The following is a 16,726-nucleotide window of genomic DNA, read 5'->3' as shown; positions in this document are numbered from 1 at the left end:
ACTCTTCCAAATCCCAAGGCACAACACGAGCTAGCACTACATCGGCCATCCCTTCGTCAATGGCAGATCTAAGCGTGCACAGCTTCTCAATGTTATCGCCGGCTTCCTGCATTATGCGATGCTAACGCTTCATTCGCCGCCGCACAATCAGGTACGGCGATACTACGCCACCACCGGTCCCCGCCCCAGCATCACTTCGACGATCTCCGGCGGCACGCCGACGCGGACCGGCATGATGCTGCAACCGAGGCCGCCGGAGATGATGACGTCGCATTTCAGCCGGACATGGCCATAGGCGAGCCGGATGCCGTGCTGCGGCGGAACCGCTGGCGACCAGCCGAGCAGGCGGACCTGGCCGCCATGGGTGTGGCCGGACAGTTGCAGCGCGACGCGGGCGGGCACGCGCGGCGCGATATTGGGCTCATGCGCGAGCAGGATGATCGGCGCATCGTCGGTGACCTTGGCGAGTGTCGCGTTGAGATCGTCGGCGCCGAAGCGTCCCGTGCTCCGGAAGCGCCGCGCCGGCAGAAAGGCGAGCTGATCGCCGAGGCCGGCGAGCCAGAACGAGCGGCCGTCCTTAGTGAGCCGCACGACGTCGTTCTCGTAAACAGGAATGCCGGCCGCCTCCAGCGCGCGATGCGCAACCGTCGGCCCGTGGCCAGCCTGCTGCACGGTCCTGTCCGCCCAATAATCATGATTGCCCATGACGGCATGGACGCCGAGCGGCGCTTTCAGGCCGGCCAGCACCTTGGCCCATTCGCTCGCAGGAATGATGCGCGTGACCTGGTGCAGGCCGGCGACATAGTCGCCGAGCAGCACGATGATATCCGCGTTCAGCGCATTGGTGCGATCGACGATGGCCTCGATCCGCTCCAGCGACATCCAGGGATCGCAGGCATGGATATCGGCGATCACGGCGATCTTCAGCGGGAAATTTGTCGGCCATTGCCGCGGGGTTGGATGATAGCGGGTGACCCGAAGCCGCAGCATCGGCTCGACGCCGACGCCATAGGCCGCGGTCGAGACGCCGAGGGCGGACAGGCCGCCGATGGAACGGAAGAAATGACGGCGCGTGATCATGGCAGCCCGATCGTGATGCGGCTTCTTGATGCGACCCTATTGGAGCGCAAATGGGGTGCGTTTGTGCAGACCCTCTGCACGAGATGACCGGAAATTCATGACGGCCCGAACAGGCTGCACCTGCGTAGATCAGTCGTCGCTCTCGTCGGTGCCGAACAGGCCGAACTGTGCCGCCGCATCGCGCGAGGGCTCGCTGATGCCGAGATGGCGAAAGGCGTGCGAGGTGAGCAGGCGGCCGCGCGGGGTCCGCTGCAGATAGCCGCATTGGATCAGATAGGGCTCGATGATGTCTTCGATCGCATCGCGCGGCTCCGACAATGCAGCGGCCATCGTCTCGACGCCGACCGGGCCGCCGCCATAGTTCTGCACGATGGTCGTGAGGTAGCGGCGGTCCATCGCGTCGAGGCCGGCGGCGTCGACCTCGAGCGCGCTCAGCGCGTGATCGGCAATCTTGCGATCGATCCTGTCGGCATCGGCCGCCGAAGCAAAATCGCGCACGCGGCGCAACAGCCGGCCGGCGATACGCGGCGTCCCACGGGCGCGTCGCGCGATCTCGTTGGCGCCATCCGCGCTCATGCCGACGTTGAGCACGCGTGCGCCACGGGTGACGATGCTCTCAAGCTCTTCGATCGTGTAGAAATTCAACCGGATCGGAATGCCGAAACGATCGCGTAACGGATTGGTGAGAAGGCCGGCCCGCGTGGTGGCGCCGACAAGGGTGAATTTCGACAGCTCGATCTTGACCGAACGCGCCGCCGGGCCTTCGCCGATGATGAGGTCGAGCTGGAAGTCCTCCATCGCGGGATAGAGCACTTCTTCCACCGCCGGGCTCAGGCGATGGATCTCGTCGATGAAGAGCACGTCGCGCTCTTCGAGATTGGTGAGCAACGCCGCAAGATCGCCGGCCTTGGCGATTACCGGGCCTGATGTGGCGCGAAAGCCGACGCCGAGCTCCTTGGCCACGATCTGCGCCAGCGTGGTCTTGCCGAGGCCGGGCGGACCGACGAACAGCACGTGATCCAGCGCCTCGCCGCGCTTGCGCGCCGCCTCGATGAAGATGGACAGATTCTTGCGCGCCTGCTGCTGGCCGACGAAGTCCGACAGCGATTGCGGGCGCAGCGCAGTGTCGCCGACATCATCGCTGCGGCGCTCCGGGGTGACCATGCGGGGGGGCGTGCTCATGCGGGCAGGATAACACGGTGCAGCGGTTTCGCGAGCCACCAGCACAGGCTGGCCGGGATGACAGCAACGATGGCGAGCATGGCGGAAAGCTTCAGCGCCTCAGGCGCGGAATTAACACTTGGCAATATCACTGCGGAGGTTTCGGCGGGCACAACGAACATGCCAAACCCGACGAAGCCGGCGGCGGCCACGGCCGCGGCGAGCCACGCCATCCAGATCATGTTGAGGTCGGCGTAGACCGCGGCCAGCGCGAAGATCAAGCCGGCTGCGACTGCGGGAAGGAACGAGGCGAGAATCGTGGCGATGGCCAGCAGCACGATCGCGATCGAAATCAGGGTGCGCAGTGCCTCCAGCTCGAGGAGCGCGAGAAACATCTGCAGCACCGCGGCACCGAGCGTCGCCACCATCACCGAAACCAGCGCGGCGACCGTCAGCGGCCCCACAACGGAGAAGATCACGACGATACCGGCCACGCGCGAAAGGCGACGAAAAAGAACGGCGACGGGATTGGCGCGGGCCGCACTCACTTCGACAGCTCCTTCAGGCCCAGCCGGATGAGCTGCGCGGTCTCGGCGCTCTCGCCCGCGCTGCGCGAGGCCGATGCGATCGCGGCCGCCGCCTGCGGCTGGCCGTAGCCGAGATTGACCAGCGCCGAGATCGCGTCCGCCACCGGTCGCGGCGCGCGCTGGTCGTCGACGGCACCGGCGAGGTGCACGACCGCCGGGTCGACATTGGCGAAGGCCGGTGCCTTGTCCTTCAGTTCGGTGACGATGCGCTCCGCGACCTTGGGGCCGACGCCGGGCGTGCGCGCCACCGCAGCCTTGTCGCGCAACGCGATGGCGTTGGCGAGGTCGGACGGCTGCAGCGTGCCGAGCACGGCGAGCGCGACCTTGGCGCCGACGCCCTGCACGGTCTGGAGCAGGCGAAACCATTCGCGCTCCTGGTCGCTGCGGAAGCCGAACAGTTTGATCTGATCCTCACGAACATAGGTCTCGATCGACAGCACGGCGGCCTCGCCCGGCGAGGGCAGATGCTGCAGCGTGCGCGTCGAGCAATGCACCTGATAACCGACACCGCCGACGTCGAGGATGACGAAATCCTCGCCGTAGGAATCGATCAGGCCCTTGAGCTTGCCGATCATAAGCCGGCCACCTTCAGCCGGAGCGCGGTGCTCTGGCGATGATGGGCATGGGTGATGGCGATGGCGAGCGCGTCGGCGGCGTCCGCGGACGGCGGATCGGCCTTGGGGAGCAAAATCTTGAGCATCATCGCGATCTGCTGCTTGTCGGCGTGGCCGGCGCCGACCACCGTCTTCTTCACCTGGTTCGGCGCGTATTCGGCAACGCTGATGCCGAACATCGCGGGCGCGAGCATGGCGACGCCGCGGGCCTGGCCGAGCTTCAGCGTCGCCACGCCGTCCTTGTTGACGAAAGTCTGCTCGACCGCGGCTTCCATCGGCTTGTGACCGGACAGGACAGCGGCCAGCCCCTCATGGATCGCGAGCAGCCGGCTCGCCAGCGGCAAATCGTCCGGCGGCTCCACCGAGCCACAGGCGATGTAGATCAGGCGGTTGCCCTCGGCCTCGATCACGCCCCAGCCGGTGCGGCGCAGGCCGGGGTCGATGCCGATGATGCGAACGGGGCCACGAATCGGGAGCGTCGTCATGGGCCAGTGATAGCGGCTGGCCGCCGTGGGGGAAACAGAAACAGAACGGAAGTAACAGGGGAAGTGGCCCCTACCCGCCCATCTTCGCCAGCAGCGCGTCCGACACCTCGAAATTGGCGTAGACGTGCTGGACGTCGTCGTGCTCGTTGAGCAGGTCCATCAGCTTGAGCAGCTTCTCGCCGGTCTCGTCGTCGACCGCGACCGTGTTCTGCGGCTTCCAGATCAGCGCGGCCTTGCGCGGCTCGCCGAACTTGGCTTCCAGCGCCTTGGCGACGTCGCGATAGCCTTCGGTCGAGGCGTAGATCTCGTGGCCGCCTTCGCTCGAGATCACGTCGTCGGCGCCGGCCTCGATCGCGGCATCCAGCACCGCATCGTCGGAGGCGACGCTGCGGTCGTATTCGACGATGCCGGTGCGGTCGAACATGAAGGACACCGAGCCGGTTTCGCCGAGATTGCCGCCGGACTTGGTGAAGAAGGAGCGGATGTCGGAAGCCGCGCGGTTGCGGTTGTCGGTCAGCGCCTCGACGATGACGGCAACGCCGCCGGGTCCGTAACCCTCGTAGCGGATCTCGTCATAATTCTCGCTGTCGCTGCCGAGCGCCTTCTTGACGGCGCGCTCGATATTGTCCTTCGGCATGTTCTCCTGGCGCGCCGCGGTGATGGCCGCACGCAGGCGCGGGTTCATGTTGGGGTCGGGCGTCCCCAGCTTGGCCGCGACGGTGATTTCCCGCGCCAGCTTGCCGAACAGTTTCGACTTCTGGGCATCCTGCCGCCCCTTGCGGTGCATGATATTCTTGAATTGGGAATGTCCGGCCATGCGTGATCTTCTCTAGGGGAATCGTGCGCCAAGGTGAGCGTGGGAAGCGCGGCCTTATAGGCCGCCACCCCCCTGGAAAGAAAGAGGCTCTACGACTTTAAGGTAACACCGTATGGGCCCGTGCCTAGATGTCAGGCATCGTTAACCCTGATTTCATTCCAGGCTGCGAAAATAGCGTCCGACCGTCCCCCGACAAGAGAGACCTGATGGCGTTCGGACTATTTCGGAAGCGTCTGCCGGACATGGCTGCATCTGCGGCTGCCCCGCAGGCTGCGCAGCCGGCGGCCCATTCCGAGCCTGCCGCGGCCGTCGAAAGCGATTCGGCCAAGGAAATCCTGGAACTGCTGGAACTCGAGCTGGGCGCCATGATTCGCCAGCTCGAGCGCGCCGCCAATTCGGTGGCCGGCGGCGCCGAGGCGACCGCCACGACGCTTGCCGCCATTCGCGACCGCACCGACGCCCTGACCGGCCGGACCAACGCCGCACAATCGAACGCCTCCACCTTCGCCCATGCCGCCGACAAATTCACCCAGTCGGCGCTGGGCATCGGGGCGCAGGTTCGCGAGGCCGGCAAGCTCGCCGACGAGGCCAGCGCCGCGGCGCAGGAAGCCCGCGCCAACGTCGATCGCCTGCGCGAATCCTCGGCCGCCATCGGCAACGTCGTCAACCTGATCGCACAGATCGCGCGGCAGACGACGCTGCTCGCGCTCAACTCGACCATCGAGGCCGCGCGCGCGGGCGCTGCGGGAAGAGGCTTTGCGGTCGTCGCCACCGAGGTCAAGGCACTCGCGGTGCAGACCCAGGGCGCGACGGAGGAGATCACCAAAAAGATCGACGCGCTGCAGCGCGACGCCGCCGGCTCCGCGGATGCGGTGCACCGCATCTCGCAGGCGATCGAGGCCATCCGCCCGGTCTTCGAGACCGTCAACGGGGCGGTCGCCGAACAGAACGCCACCACCAGCGAAGTCTCCGGCAACGCGACAAGCGCGTCGCAGTTCATCATCTCGGTGGGCGAAAGCGCAGCGGAGATCGATGCTGCGACCAAGGCGGCCGAGAGCCACGGCGAGAACGTCGCCAGCGCCGGCAGGGCGGTCACCACCTTCGCGCAGAAGCTGAAATCGCGCTGCGCGGTGCTGCTCAAGCAGAGCGAGCACGACGACCGCCGCAAGACCGAGCGGCTGCCCTGCCATCTCAAGCTCGAAACCGCCCGCGGCGTGCTGCCGGTCTACGAGATATCGATGGACGGCGTGCTGATCGGCGGCGCGGAGGCGGGTCGCCTGGCATCGCAAGCCATGATCGAAGGCAGCCTCGAAGGCATCGGCGCTTGCCGCCTGCGCGTGGTCGAGCAGTCCAAGGCCGGCGCGCGCGCGCACTTCGTCAATCCCGATGCCGCGCTCCGCGAGAAGATCGAGGACACGCTCTGGTCGATCCACGAGGAAAACACCGAGTTCGTCACCCGTGCCATGGAGGCGGGTAACGCGCTGACCGGAATCTTCGAGCAGGCGGTTGCACGCGGCGAGGTGAAGATCGACGACCTCTTCGACACCGATTATAGCGAAATCGCCGGAACCAATCCGCAGCAGTACCGCACCAAATATCTGGACTGGGCCGACCGCGCGCTGCCGTCGTTCCAGGAAGCGTTTCTGGCAAAGGACCCGCGCATGGCGTTCTGCGCCATGGTCGATCGCAACGGCTTCCTGCCGGTCCACAACAGGATCTACTCGCATCCGCAGCGGCCGGGCGATGCCGCCTGGAACACAGCCAACAGCCGCAACCGGCGGATGTTCAACGATCCGGCGGGGTTGGCCGCCGCGCGCAACCTGCGCTCGTATCTGGTCCAGAGCTATGCGCGCGACATGGGCAACGGCAATACGGTGATGATGCGCGAGATCGACGTTCCGATCCGCGTGCAAGGCCGGCACTGGGGCGGATTCAGGACGGCCTACAAGCTCTAGTGCGCGCTCAGGCAAGACGCCAACGCGCGAATCACCTCTTAAGACCGGAATTGGAATGGGAATGCCGCGGAGAGCCGGCGAACGGCTCTGACTGGAGGACTCTCAAGACATGTCCGTCGTACAACTTGCAGTACTGGACACCGGCTCCAACCGAACGCTTGCCGAACGGCTGATCGATCAGCTCGCCGACCGCATCGGCGGCCTCGGCGTGGAACTCGCCGACATCGCCGGCAACGTCCAGGAAGTGGCACACCGCGTCGCGAACCAATCGGAACGGTTTCACCACCTCCAGGAAACCGCCGAGACGATGGTGTCGGCCAACCACGACATCGCCAATGCGTCGCAGGCGGTGCAAACGACCACGTCAGCGGCGGTCGGCGAGATCGCGCAGTCGCGCGGCGCAGTCGATGCCGCGGTCAGCCACATCTCCGAACTCGTTGCAGCGGTGGAGCGGATCGAGGCGCGGCTCAGCGCCGTCGGCTCGGCGCTGGCACAAGTGGCAAAAGTGTCCGGCTCGATCGAGGCGATCGCGAAGCAGACCAACCTGCTCGCGCTCAACGCCACCATCGAGGCGGCGCGCGCCGGCAATGCCGGCCGCGGCTTCGCGGTGGTCGCAAGCGAGGTCAAGAACCTCGCGGAAGCCACCCGCCAGGCCACACACCAGATCTCCGACACCGTGCGCGATCTCGACGGCCAGATCGAAGGCCTGATCGGCGAGAGCAGCGATGCCTCGCAGCGCGCGAAGACGGCCGGCGAAGGCGCCCAGCGCATCTCCGGCATCATCTCGCGGGTCCAGCGGGGCTTCGCCTCCGTGGAAGCCGAGATCGGCAGCGTCACGCGCGCGGCGACTTCCAATCTCGGACATTGCGACACCGTCATCAGCGAGCTCAACGAGCTCGCCAAGGGCGTCGACCTCTCCTCGCGCGATCTCAAGAACGCCGATCAGCGCGTGACCAAACTGCTCGACACCTCCGAAGGCCTGATCGCGCTGATCGCCGACAGCGGCGTCGAGACATCCGATGCGCCGCTGATCCGCGCCGTCGTCGAGACCGCCAAGCGGATCTCGGACGAGTTCGAAGCCGCCATCGGCCGCGGCGAGATCACGCTCGACCAGTTCATGGACGAGAACTACCGGGAAATCCCCGGCACCGATCCCAAACAATACAACACTGACTATGTCGACTTCACCGACCGCGTGCTGCCCGCGATCCAGGATCCGATTCAGAAGTCCGATCCGCGCATCGTGTTCTGCGTCGCCTGGGCCAAGGGCGGCTACCTGCCGACGCACAACCCGAACTACCGCCTGCCGCAGGGCAAGGACCCGGTCTGGAATAACGCCAATTGCCGCAACCGCCGCCTGTTCACCGATCGCGCGGTGCAGAAGGTCGCGGCCAACACCAAGCCGTTCCTGCTCCAGACCTATCGACGCGACATGGGCGGCGGGCAGTTCGTGCTGATGAAGGACCTGTCCTCACCGATCATGATCCGCGGCAAGCACTGGGGCGCCTTCCGGATGGGCTTTCGGCAGAGCTGAGGACCGCTCTAGCGGCCCTTGAATCAAAAAACCAGAAAACAACCCCATGCACAGTAGCCGGGGCGAGCGGAATCAATGGCTTAAGCGCCTGATGAATCCGTTGGTCCAGGCGCCTCGGACGGCGTTGCGCCGTCGGGCAAAACAGGCGTAGAGTGCTATTATTCCGAAATTTCCATTCCCTCTCTTCCCCTCACTCCTTTATGGGAACCACGCGATGCGACAGACGGGCTTGCCCCGCGTTCTGGTAGCTGGCCGCGCGCTGTACGGCGTTCCGGGCCTACGCTGAGGTGGCCCGGTCGCTGTGCTTGCCAAATGAACGGACTACTTCTTTTGCTCCGTGGTCGTCGCAGCGGCCGGGGTGCCGTCGCGAGCGTCCCGTCGCTCGTCGCGTCCTGTACGCCGTGCTTGCCGCCGCTCCGTGCGGCCGGCGCGGCGCTCCTGCCGCCGCTCTGTTCGCCCGCTGCGCCGCTCCTGGCGGCGTTCCGTACCCGACTTAGGCGCGTCTGCTGGCGGCGTGGTAGGCGCGGCGGCTGGCGCAGTGGTTTGAGCAACAGCCTCTGAGGCCGTAAAAATCGAGGACGAAGCCACAAGCCCAAACACCCCTGCGTATCCAAGGAAGGTGAGTGCGTTGCGACGACAGACCTGTTTCGGCTCCGAACGTTCATTCATGTTCAGGCTCCCGGTTGCTGCCCCGTCAGAGCATGTCACCAGCGTCGGTGGCCCAGTTATTGATCTGGATCAACTTGGTTCGGTGCTTCAAGCCACGTTGGGATTTCGGTCGATGGGATCGACACTCTCGGAAAGTGAGGGATGATAGTCCCTGCAGTGACGATCAGTCCGTCGTTAAATTTGGTTCGCGCAAAATTCTTAGCTGCCGCTTCGCTTTCAAACGTGTTCGTTAGACGCGGATGTCGCCGTCTTGACAGTGTGCCGTCCGGCGGCACTTCAAAAGTGACGTACCAAGTGTGTTTCATGCCCTAATGCCGCCCCGGCGGTACTAGTGCCTATCCCTGCCAGACCAAGAAAAGCCGCCACCGGGACGAAACGATGACGGCTTCTTGCTGGCTTGCGAAACCGGCTTTTACCGCCCGGCTCCAACGCGATTGACGCCACCATTCGCATTGCCACCGGCGTTGTGACGGACTGCGGCGCGCGCCACCGGGCGCGGCCTGAGCACGACGCCTGCCCGGGCCACGCAACCCGCCGGATATTCTACGTACTGGCAGTAAATCACCGCCTTGGCGGGGGTTGGACTAAGCGACAGCGTTGCAAGCCCAAGCAGGCCGCTGGCGGCAATGCCCGCGACCGTCGCTGACTTGATCGAAAGAAGCTTTCTCGAATGCATGGCGGACCTCCCTTTTCGCACTTGCGTCACCGAAAGTGACGGAAGCCGCCTCAGGTGCGGCTGGACATAGCGTAGGCGTCGCAGTGCGCGGGTTCGATTGATCTACATCAAGCTCACGCGCAGAGTGAGCCGCAATCTCGCGAGCGGGGCCTAGTGAATTCATGGAAGGGTTCCGTCATGCTCCGCTATATTCTCGCTTCTCTTGCCGCTTTCGTTTTGCTCACCGCCTGCTTGATCCCCGATGACGCCGAGGCTCGGCGCGGCGGAGGTGCCTATCGGGGTGGCGGCGGTTACCGCGGCGGTGCGGTCGCAGTTCGAGGACCGCGGGGCGGCGGCGCTGTTGCAGTGCGCGGCGCAGGTTACCGTGGCTACGGCTATCGGGGCGGCTATCGCGGCTACGGCTATCGGGGCTACGGTGTGGGAGCGGCAGCGGTAGGCGCGGCTGCCCTTGGCACTGCTGCGTACCGCCGCAGCTGCTACGATGCTTACGGGAACTATATTTGCGCCTATTAATCCGTGGCGACGCGCGATAGCGCGGGTTGTCCTCTGTGCGCGCAAGCGCTGACGGTGACCGTCCGATGATGGCGACCTGCGTCATCGGTCTGCAGGTACTCTGGGCGACGCGGCCTATCGCAGGGACCGCGCGACCGCGTCGCTATGAACTCTTGCGGACCTGTTTGTGTCAGAATTGCCTCGCAGTTTCCCCTTGTCTCCGCTTGTTGATAATCTGATCGAGCAGATACGGTACTCCACTTGGATCGGGGCTCGGGGTGCGATGCTTTTCTGGCTGCCTCGCTCATGGCGAACCTGTCGCGTGCGGAGCCTCACCGCTGCGTTGACCATCGCATTGTTGATAGCGACGACAGGCCAAAGTCCGGCAGTTGATCCAGAGGCAAAACGAGTACTGATGCTGCATTCATTCGGTCTCAGGTTCAGACCTTGGACTGATTATTCGGAAGCCCTTCGCGCCGAGCTGAGCCGACGGGCATCCATTGAATTTCAAGACCAGTCTCTGCTGAATGCCCGGCGAAGCAGCGACAAGTCAGACGCCCCCTTTGTCGAGTATCTTCGTTCCCTCAATCTAGACCAGCCGCCCGACCTGATCGTCGCGATCGGTGCGCCTGCTGCCAATTTCGTGCAGGCGCACCGGAAAGACCTCTTTCCAACTACGCCGATGCTGTACACTCTGGTAGAGCGACGCCGCGTCGACTTCGATAAATTGACCAAGTACGACGCCGTTGTGGCAATCACGAACGACGATCGTGTTTTCTTTGAAAATATCCTGCAGGTCCTACCTCAAACAACTACGATTGCCATCGTAGTCGGCGCTTCGCCGAGCGAAACCTGGTGGCGTAACGAGGTCGCCAAGTCCACCGCGCGGTTCGCGGATCGTGTCCAGTTTCGATGGTACAATGAACTTTCGTTCGAAGACATGCTCAAGGATGCGGCCAACCTACCGTCGCACAGTGCTATTTTCTGGATTGGATTGAATGTCGATGCGGCGGGAGTGGCGCATGAGGGCAACACTGCGTTTAACCGATTTTACAGCGTAGCCAATGCGCCCATCTTTTTTCACGATGAAAGTTTTTTTGGAGAGGGCATCGTCGGTGGACCAATGCAGGTCGTCGCCAGACAAAGCAAGCAGGCGGCGGAAGTCGCGCTTCGCATCCTCAACGGCGAAAATGTCGCCGACATCAAGCCGACCTTTGTCCCACTGGCCGCGCCTATGTTTGACTGGCGACAACTGCAGCGCTGGGGAATTCCCCAAAGCAGACTGCCGCCTGACAGCACGGTTTACTTCCGGGAGCCCAATTTGTGGGAGCGATATTGGTGGCAAATCACGTTCACTATCGCGCTTGTCCTCGCGCAAGCGGGACTGATCGCGCTTTTGTTATTTGAGCATCGCCGACGTCAATTCGCCGAAGTGCAGTCGCGGCAGCGCATGACTGAACTGGCCCACGTCAATCGCTTCGCGACCGCTGGCGAACTGACCGCCTCGATTGCTCACGAGATCAACCAGCCGCTTGGGTCTATTCTGACGAACGCTGAAACCGCAGCCGCGATCCTGCAATCGCAGCGTCCCGATATCGCTGCGCTTTCCGATGTTGTTGAACTCAGGGAAATCGTGAACGATATTTTACAGGATGACCGGCGTGCCACCGAGGTCATTCGCAGGATGCGCAGCTTGCTAAAAAAGGCGCCGTTCGAATTGAAGCAACTGGACCTCAATGAGGTTGTGCAAGAGACGGTCAGATTTCTTTCCGCGCTAACCGTCAGCCGAAAATTCGAAATGGCCAACGTGATCACGTCCGACGCGCTACCGATCCTCGGCGATCGCATTCAGCTTCAACAAGTCATTTTGAATCTTGTGCTGAACGGGGTCGAGGCTATGAAGGACACGTCTGACGAAAGCCGCTCTATCAGCATCCGGACTGCGCGCGTGGATCAATTTGCCGAGCTATCCGTGTCAGATCGCGGCCCCGGCATTCCAGAAGACAAATTGAAACAGGTTTTCGAGCCGTTTTACACCAGCAAAGCGGAAGGCATGGGCATGCGCCTGTCCATTGCGCGCACCATTATCGAAGCGCACAACGGGTTCATATCAGCGAGTAATCGGGAGCACGGCGGTGCCTCGTTCACGATCAGGCTTCCCTTTGCCGGTTGATCCAAAACGGCGCCTGTTGGCGGAGACGGACCCCTCACCCGAGTGAGGCTGCGTCTATCGGCGTCGCTGCCCTCTCCCACAAGGGGAGAGGGCACAACGATGAGCCGCCGCACTTGATCGCGTCAGAAGTCCGCACCGTCGATCGACTTCCACAATCGCACGAGTTTCGTCATCGCATGATTTTGCGCATTCGCACGATCATCTGTGGCGATCAACGGCGCTTGTAAGCAAAAAGCGTCAGAAAATGACGCTTATCATATCAATTAGCCCAAAATCGCCGCAGCGATCGCCGCACAAATTCGTGATCGTCATGGCCTGACGCGCTCGCTACGCAAAAATGCATTGCCGGACATGTCGACGCTTCATCGTTTCGCATCGATATGATTATTGTGCGCGCAAATTCGCTGACTAGATCGCCGTAAGCGATCGCGCGAGCAAGGGGATGCATATGGCAACTGTTCTCACCATCAACGGCGAAACGAAATCGTTCGACGCGCCGCCTGACATGCCGCTGCTGTGGGTGCTGCGCGACGTCCTTGGGATGACCGGCACCAAGTTCGGCTGCGGCATCGCGCAGTGCGGCGCCTGCACCGTCCACGTCGACGGCAAGGCGGTGCGCTCCTGCGTCTTGCCGGTCAGTGCGGTCGCGAACCGCGCCATCACGACGATCGAGCATGTCGGCAGCACACCGATGGGCGCGAAGGTGCAGAAGGCCTGGCTCGATGCCGAAGTGGTCCAGTGCGGCTACTGCCAGTCCGGCCAGATCATGTCGGCCGCGGCGCTGCTGGCGGCAACGCCCAGCCCTGACGATTCCGACATCGACGCCGCGATGGCCGGCAACATCTGTCGCTGCGGCACCTATGTGCGCATCCGCGAGGCCATCAAGCAGGCCGCCTCCGGCCGTCAGTCGTGAGGTCCGCCATGATCACAGACAAGACTCTTCCCGCCGTTTCCCGCCGCGCGCTGCTGACTGGTGGTCTCGCCACCGGCTTCCTGCTCGCCTTCCACCTGCCGCTGCGCGCCGCCGTCAACGAGCCGGAGCAGCCGCGCGACACCACCGATGGCAAGTTCGCGCCGAACGCCTTCATCCGCATCGACGAGACCGGCCGCACCGTGCTCCTGATGCCGCAGGTCGAGATGGGCCAGGGGGTCTATACTTCGATTGCGATGATCCTGGCCGAAGAACTCGAGGCCGATTGGGCAAAGGTCGCCGTGCTGCATGCGCCGCCCAACGACAAGCTCTACGCCAATCCCGCGTTCGGCTTGCAGGCAACGGGTGGTTCGACCTCGATCCGCGCCTGGTGGAAACCGTTGCGGACAGCCGGCGCCAGCGCGCGGGCGATGCTGGTGCAGGCCGCAGCGGCGCAATGGCAGGTCGAGCCTGCAAGCTGCACGACATCGAAGGGCGAGGTCGTGCACGCCGCAAGCGGCCGCAAGCTCGGCTATGGCGAACTGGCACTGGCTGCACAGGGCCAGACGCCGCCGAAGGACGTCCCAGTCAAGGATCCCAAGGATTTCGTGATCATCGGCCAGCCGCTGAAGCGGCTCGACACGCCGGACAAGGTCAATGGCAAGGCCGTGTACGGCATCGACGCGATCCTGCCCGGCATGAAGATCGCCGCGATCGCCAATTGCCCGGTCTTTGGCGGCAAGGTCGGCAAGGTCGACGACAGCGCGGCGGTGAAAATCCCGGGCGTGCGCAAAATCGTGGTGCTCGAGGACACGGTCGCCGTGATCGGCGACCACATGTGGGCCGCCAAGAAAGGCCTCGATGCGCTCGAGATCGAGTGGAACGAGGGCCCGAACGCGAAGCTCAGCACGGAGGACATCTGGCAGCATCTGCGCGCCGCCAGCGCGAAGGACGGCGTGGTCGCGAAATCCGTCGGCGACATCGCCAAGGGGCTCGCGAGCGGCGACAGGTTCGAGGCAAGCTTCGAACTGCCGTTCCTGGCGCACGCCTCGATGGAGCCGATCAACGCCACCGTTCACGTCAGGCCTGATGCCTGCGAGATCTGGACCGGCACGCAGATCATGACGCGCGTGCAGTCGGAGGCGGCGAAGGCCGCGGGCCTCCCGGTCGACAAGGTGATCGTCAACCAGCATCTGCTCGGCGGCGGCTTCGGCCGCAAGCTCGAGCCGGACATGGTGGTGGCGGCCGTGAAGATCGCAAAGCAGGTCGACTATCCCGTCAAGGTGATATGGACCCGCGAGGAAGACATCCAGCACGACGTCTATCGCCCGGTCTATCGCGACCAGGTCACGGCGTCGCTGGTCGACGGCAAGGTCGCGGCCTGGAAATACAAGGTCGCCGGCTCCGCCGTGCTGGCGCGCTGGCTGCCGCCGGCGTTCCAGAAGGGCATCGACATCGACGCGGTCGATGCCGCCGTGGATGCGCCCTACGACTTCGCCAACTTCCATGTCGAATATGTCCGCGCCGAACCGCCGGCGGTGCCCACCGGCTTCTGGCGCGGCGTCGGTCCGAACAACAACGTGTTCGCGGTCGAATGCGCGATGGACGAGCTGGCGCGCAAGGCCGGCAAGGACCCGGTCGAATTCCGCCGCTCGATGCTGACCAAGAATCCGCGCATGCTCGCGGTGCTCAATCTCGCCGCCGAGAAATCCGGCTGGGGCCAACCGCTGCCCGCGCGGGTCGGTCGCGGCGTCTGCGTGCAGCCGTCGTTTGCGAGCTTCCTCGCCACCGTGGTGGAAGCGGAGATCGACGATATCGGCGAGATCGTGCTCCGCCGCATCACCTCGGTGGTCGACACCGGCATCGCGGTCAACCCCGATACGGTGAAGGCGCAGATCGAGGGCGGCCTGGTGTTCGGCCTCACCGCCGCGCTCTATGGCGAGATCACCATCGAGAAGGGCCGCGTGCAGCAATCGAACTTCCACGACTATCGCATGATGCGCATCAACGAGATGCCGAAGATCGAGGTGATCGTGGTCAAGAGCGGCGAGGCGCCCGGCGGCATCGGTGAGGCCGGCGTCAACGCCGGCCCGCCGGCGCTGCGCAACGCCATTTACGCGGCAACCGGCGTCGCGCTGCGGCGCCTGCCGATCGATCGGAAACTGCTGGCTGCGGGGAAAAAGGCATGAGCGGCAAGATGCGTATCCTCACCGGCATCGTCGTGATCGCCATTGTCGTGACGGCGCTCGGCGTCTGGATCATCCGCGGGCCCGGTCCGCTCGACTTCGCCGGCGGCCCCAAGGTGGCGCTGGCGGATTACCGCGCCGGCAAGCCGGCCGGCGTGCCGGCGAAGCTCGAGAAGGCTGGCCTGGTCGAGCGCGGCGAATACCTCGCGAAGGCGGCCGACTGCATGGTCTGCCACACCAAGCCGGGTGAGAAGGACTATTCCGGTGGGCTCGGCTTCAAGCTGCCGTTCGGCACGCTCTATTCCACCAACATCACGCCGGACAAGGACACCGGCATCGGCAATTACAGCGACCAGGATTTTCTCAACGCGGTCCAGCGCGGCAAGCGCCATGACGGCGCCCGGCTCTATCCGGCGATGCCCTACACGTCCTACACCTACATGACCGACGAGGACGTGCTGGCGGTGAAGGCCTATCTGTTCAGCCTGCCTGCGGTGCGTGCGAAGCCGCCGGAGAACACGCTGTCGTTCCCGTTCAACCAGCGCTGGGCCATGATTGTCTGGTCGGCCGTGTTCAATCCCGACACGCGCTTTGCGCCCGACACCTCCAAGAGCCCGGAATGGAATCGCGGCGCCTATCTTGTTGAAGCGTTGGCGCATTGCGGCGAATGCCACACGCCGCGCAATCTCGGCTTTGCGCTGGACAACCGCAAGAAATTTGCAGGCGCGATCACGGCGGGCTGGCGCGCCTTCAACATCTCCTCCGACAAGGCCACCGGCCTCGGCAGTTGGCGTGACGAGGACCTGGTCTCCTATCTGTCGCTCGGCCAGGCGCCAGGCCACGGCTCGGCGTCGGGTCCGATGGGTGAAGCGGTCGACCACAGTTTCAGCCAGTTCGCGCCTGAGGACATAAGCAGCATCGTCGCGTATCTGCGCAGCGTGCCGCCGCAGCCCTCGCCCGACCTGCCGGCAACCACCGCGCCCGTTGCGCCCGCCTCGCACAAGGACGGTGTTACGGCGGACGCGCGCGGCAAGAAAATGTTCGCCAGCGCCTGCGCCAGCTGTCACGGCTGGAGCGGCGAGAGCCCGGTCTCGCCGATGGCGACCCTGACCGGCACCTGGGCCGTCAACGACCCCGCCGCCACCAACGTCGCGCAGATCGTGCTGTCAGGCACCAAGCGCCACACGCCGGACGGGGCGTTGTCGATGCCCGCGTTCGGCAACGCCTATAGCGACGACGAGATCGCGGCCGTGGCGAACTATGTCACGGCACGGTTCGGGGCGAAGGGATCGAAGCTGACCGCGAAGGATGTGGCGGAGTTGAGGGAGCAGACGGCGGAGTAGGCCTCATTGTCGTCCTGGCGAAAGCCAGGACCCATTACCCCAAC

Annotated in this window: 14 protein-coding genes; 7 read left to right on the top strand and 7 right to left on the bottom strand. The window is 64.3% G+C overall.

The window, feature by feature from the left end; translation table 11 throughout:
- Nucleotides 1-162 precede the first annotated feature (162 nt).
- From AC0L3U_RS14390 to AC0L3U_RS14365, 6 genes are all read right to left on the bottom strand, one after another.
- A complete protein-coding gene (locus tag AC0L3U_RS14390; protein WP_473362193.1) occupies nt 163-1,080 on the bottom strand; it encodes a metallophosphoesterase in 918 nt (305 codons plus the stop codon).
- Nucleotides 1,081-1,209: 129 nt separating this feature from the next.
- Nucleotides 1,210-2,262 (bottom strand): Holliday junction branch migration DNA helicase RuvB, encoded by a 1,053-nt coding sequence (gene ruvB / locus AC0L3U_RS14385; RefSeq protein ID WP_473362192.1) that lies wholly within the window; start codon nt 2,260-2,262, stop codon nt 1,210-1,212.
- Entirely contained in the window at nt 2,259-2,789 is a 531-nt protein-coding gene (locus AC0L3U_RS14380; RefSeq protein ID WP_473362191.1) for a hypothetical protein, read from the bottom strand. Before AC0L3U_RS14380 ends, ruvB begins: the two co-directional genes overlap by 4 nt.
- Nucleotides 2,786-3,403 carry a Holliday junction branch migration protein RuvA gene (gene ruvA, locus AC0L3U_RS14375; protein ID WP_027515524.1) on the bottom strand — a complete coding sequence of 206 codons (618 nt, stop codon included), beginning with the start codon at nt 3,401-3,403 and terminating at the stop codon, nt 2,786-2,788. The genes AC0L3U_RS14380 and ruvA overlap by 4 nt, the downstream gene beginning before the upstream one ends.
- On the bottom strand, nt 3,400-3,927 hold the full coding sequence (ruvC, locus tag AC0L3U_RS14370) for a crossover junction endodeoxyribonuclease RuvC (protein WP_473291880.1): 528 nt from the start codon (nt 3,925-3,927) through the stop codon (nt 3,400-3,402). The genes ruvA and ruvC overlap by 4 nt, the downstream gene beginning before the upstream one ends.
- 70 nt (nt 3,928-3,997) lie before the next feature.
- Nucleotides 3,998-4,744: a YebC/PmpR family DNA-binding transcriptional regulator gene (locus tag AC0L3U_RS14365; RefSeq protein WP_473362190.1), complete on the bottom strand. Its 747-nt coding sequence runs from the start codon at nt 4,742-4,744 to the stop codon at nt 3,998-4,000.
- A gap of 206 nt (nt 4,745-4,950) precedes the next feature.
- On the opposite strand from AC0L3U_RS14365, the gene AC0L3U_RS14360 reads away from it, so the two are divergent.
- Together AC0L3U_RS14360 and AC0L3U_RS14355 are read left to right on the top strand one after the other, a co-directional pair.
- Complete coding sequence (locus AC0L3U_RS14360; RefSeq protein ID WP_473362189.1) at nt 4,951-6,699, top strand: methyl-accepting chemotaxis protein; 1,749 nt, start codon at nt 4,951-4,953, stop codon at nt 6,697-6,699.
- Nucleotides 6,700-6,808: 109 nt separating this feature from the next.
- A complete protein-coding gene (locus AC0L3U_RS14355) occupies nt 6,809-8,233 on the top strand; it encodes a methyl-accepting chemotaxis protein (protein ID WP_473362188.1) in 1,425 nt (474 codons plus the stop codon).
- 1,081 nt (nt 8,234-9,314) lie between these two features.
- Here the strand turns inward: AC0L3U_RS14355 and AC0L3U_RS14350 are convergent.
- Nucleotides 9,315-9,578: a hypothetical protein gene (locus AC0L3U_RS14350; protein WP_473291869.1), complete on the bottom strand. Its 264-nt coding sequence runs from the start codon at nt 9,576-9,578 to the stop codon at nt 9,315-9,317.
- 177 nt (nt 9,579-9,755) lie between these two features.
- Between AC0L3U_RS14350 and AC0L3U_RS14345 the strand changes: the two genes are divergently transcribed.
- From AC0L3U_RS14345 to AC0L3U_RS14325, 5 genes are all read left to right on the top strand, one after another.
- Entirely contained in the window at nt 9,756-10,091 is a 336-nt protein-coding gene (locus AC0L3U_RS14345) for a hypothetical protein (protein ID WP_245286150.1), read from the top strand.
- A gap of 262 nt (nt 10,092-10,353) precedes the next feature.
- Complete coding sequence (locus AC0L3U_RS14340) at nt 10,354-12,243, top strand: sensor histidine kinase (RefSeq protein WP_473362187.1); 1,890 nt, start codon at nt 10,354-10,356, stop codon at nt 12,241-12,243.
- A gap of 448 nt (nt 12,244-12,691) precedes the next feature.
- Nucleotides 12,692-13,156 (top strand): (2Fe-2S)-binding protein, encoded by a 465-nt coding sequence (locus AC0L3U_RS14335; RefSeq protein WP_473362186.1) that lies wholly within the window; start codon nt 12,692-12,694, stop codon nt 13,154-13,156.
- Nucleotides 13,157-13,164: 8 nt separating this feature from the next.
- Complete coding sequence (locus tag AC0L3U_RS14330) at nt 13,165-15,342, top strand: xanthine dehydrogenase family protein molybdopterin-binding subunit (protein WP_473362185.1); 2,178 nt, start codon at nt 13,165-13,167, stop codon at nt 15,340-15,342.
- The gene (locus AC0L3U_RS14325; protein WP_473362184.1) at nt 15,339-16,682 is read left to right on the top strand and encodes a c-type cytochrome; all 1,344 of its coding nucleotides are present in this window, start codon (nt 15,339-15,341) and stop codon (nt 16,680-16,682) included. The genes AC0L3U_RS14330 and AC0L3U_RS14325 overlap by 4 nt, the downstream gene beginning before the upstream one ends.
- Nucleotides 16,683-16,726: the final 44 nt, after the last annotated feature.

The organism is Bradyrhizobium sp. Kon69 (genome assembly GCF_055807515.1).
The sequence above is the reverse complement of the archived record's forward strand: the minus strand, read 5'-3'. Positions and strand labels throughout refer to the sequence as shown.

Coding starts and splice junctions, on each gene's coding strand:
- ruvB (WP_473362192.1), bottom strand. CDS start 2,262: ATGAGCACGCCCCCCCGCATGGTCACCCCGGAGCGCCGCAGCGATGAT.
- AC0L3U_RS14325 (WP_473362184.1), top strand. CDS start 15,339: ATGAGCGGCAAGATGCGTATCCTCACCGGCATCGTCGTGATCGCCATT.
- AC0L3U_RS14365 (WP_473362190.1), bottom strand. CDS start 4,744: ATGGCCGGACATTCCCAATTCAAGAATATCATGCACCGCAAGGGGCGG.
- AC0L3U_RS14340 (WP_473362187.1), top strand. CDS start 10,354: ATGCTTTTCTGGCTGCCTCGCTCATGGCGAACCTGTCGCGTGCGGAGC.
- AC0L3U_RS14355 (WP_473362188.1), top strand. CDS start 6,809: ATGTCCGTCGTACAACTTGCAGTACTGGACACCGGCTCCAACCGAACG.
- AC0L3U_RS14345 (WP_245286150.1), top strand. CDS start 9,756: ATGCTCCGCTATATTCTCGCTTCTCTTGCCGCTTTCGTTTTGCTCACC.
- AC0L3U_RS14360 (WP_473362189.1), top strand. CDS start 4,951: ATGGCGTTCGGACTATTTCGGAAGCGTCTGCCGGACATGGCTGCATCT.
- AC0L3U_RS14350 (WP_473291869.1), bottom strand. CDS start 9,578: ATGCATTCGAGAAAGCTTCTTTCGATCAAGTCAGCGACGGTCGCGGGC.
- AC0L3U_RS14335 (WP_473362186.1), top strand. CDS start 12,692: ATGGCAACTGTTCTCACCATCAACGGCGAAACGAAATCGTTCGACGCG.
- AC0L3U_RS14390 (WP_473362193.1), bottom strand. CDS start 1,080: ATGATCACGCGCCGTCATTTCTTCCGTTCCATCGGCGGCCTGTCCGCC.
- AC0L3U_RS14330 (WP_473362185.1), top strand. CDS start 13,165: ATGATCACAGACAAGACTCTTCCCGCCGTTTCCCGCCGCGCGCTGCTG.
- ruvC (WP_473291880.1), bottom strand. CDS start 3,927: ATGACGACGCTCCCGATTCGTGGCCCCGTTCGCATCATCGGCATCGAC.
- ruvA (WP_027515524.1), bottom strand. CDS start 3,403: ATGATCGGCAAGCTCAAGGGCCTGATCGATTCCTACGGCGAGGATTTC.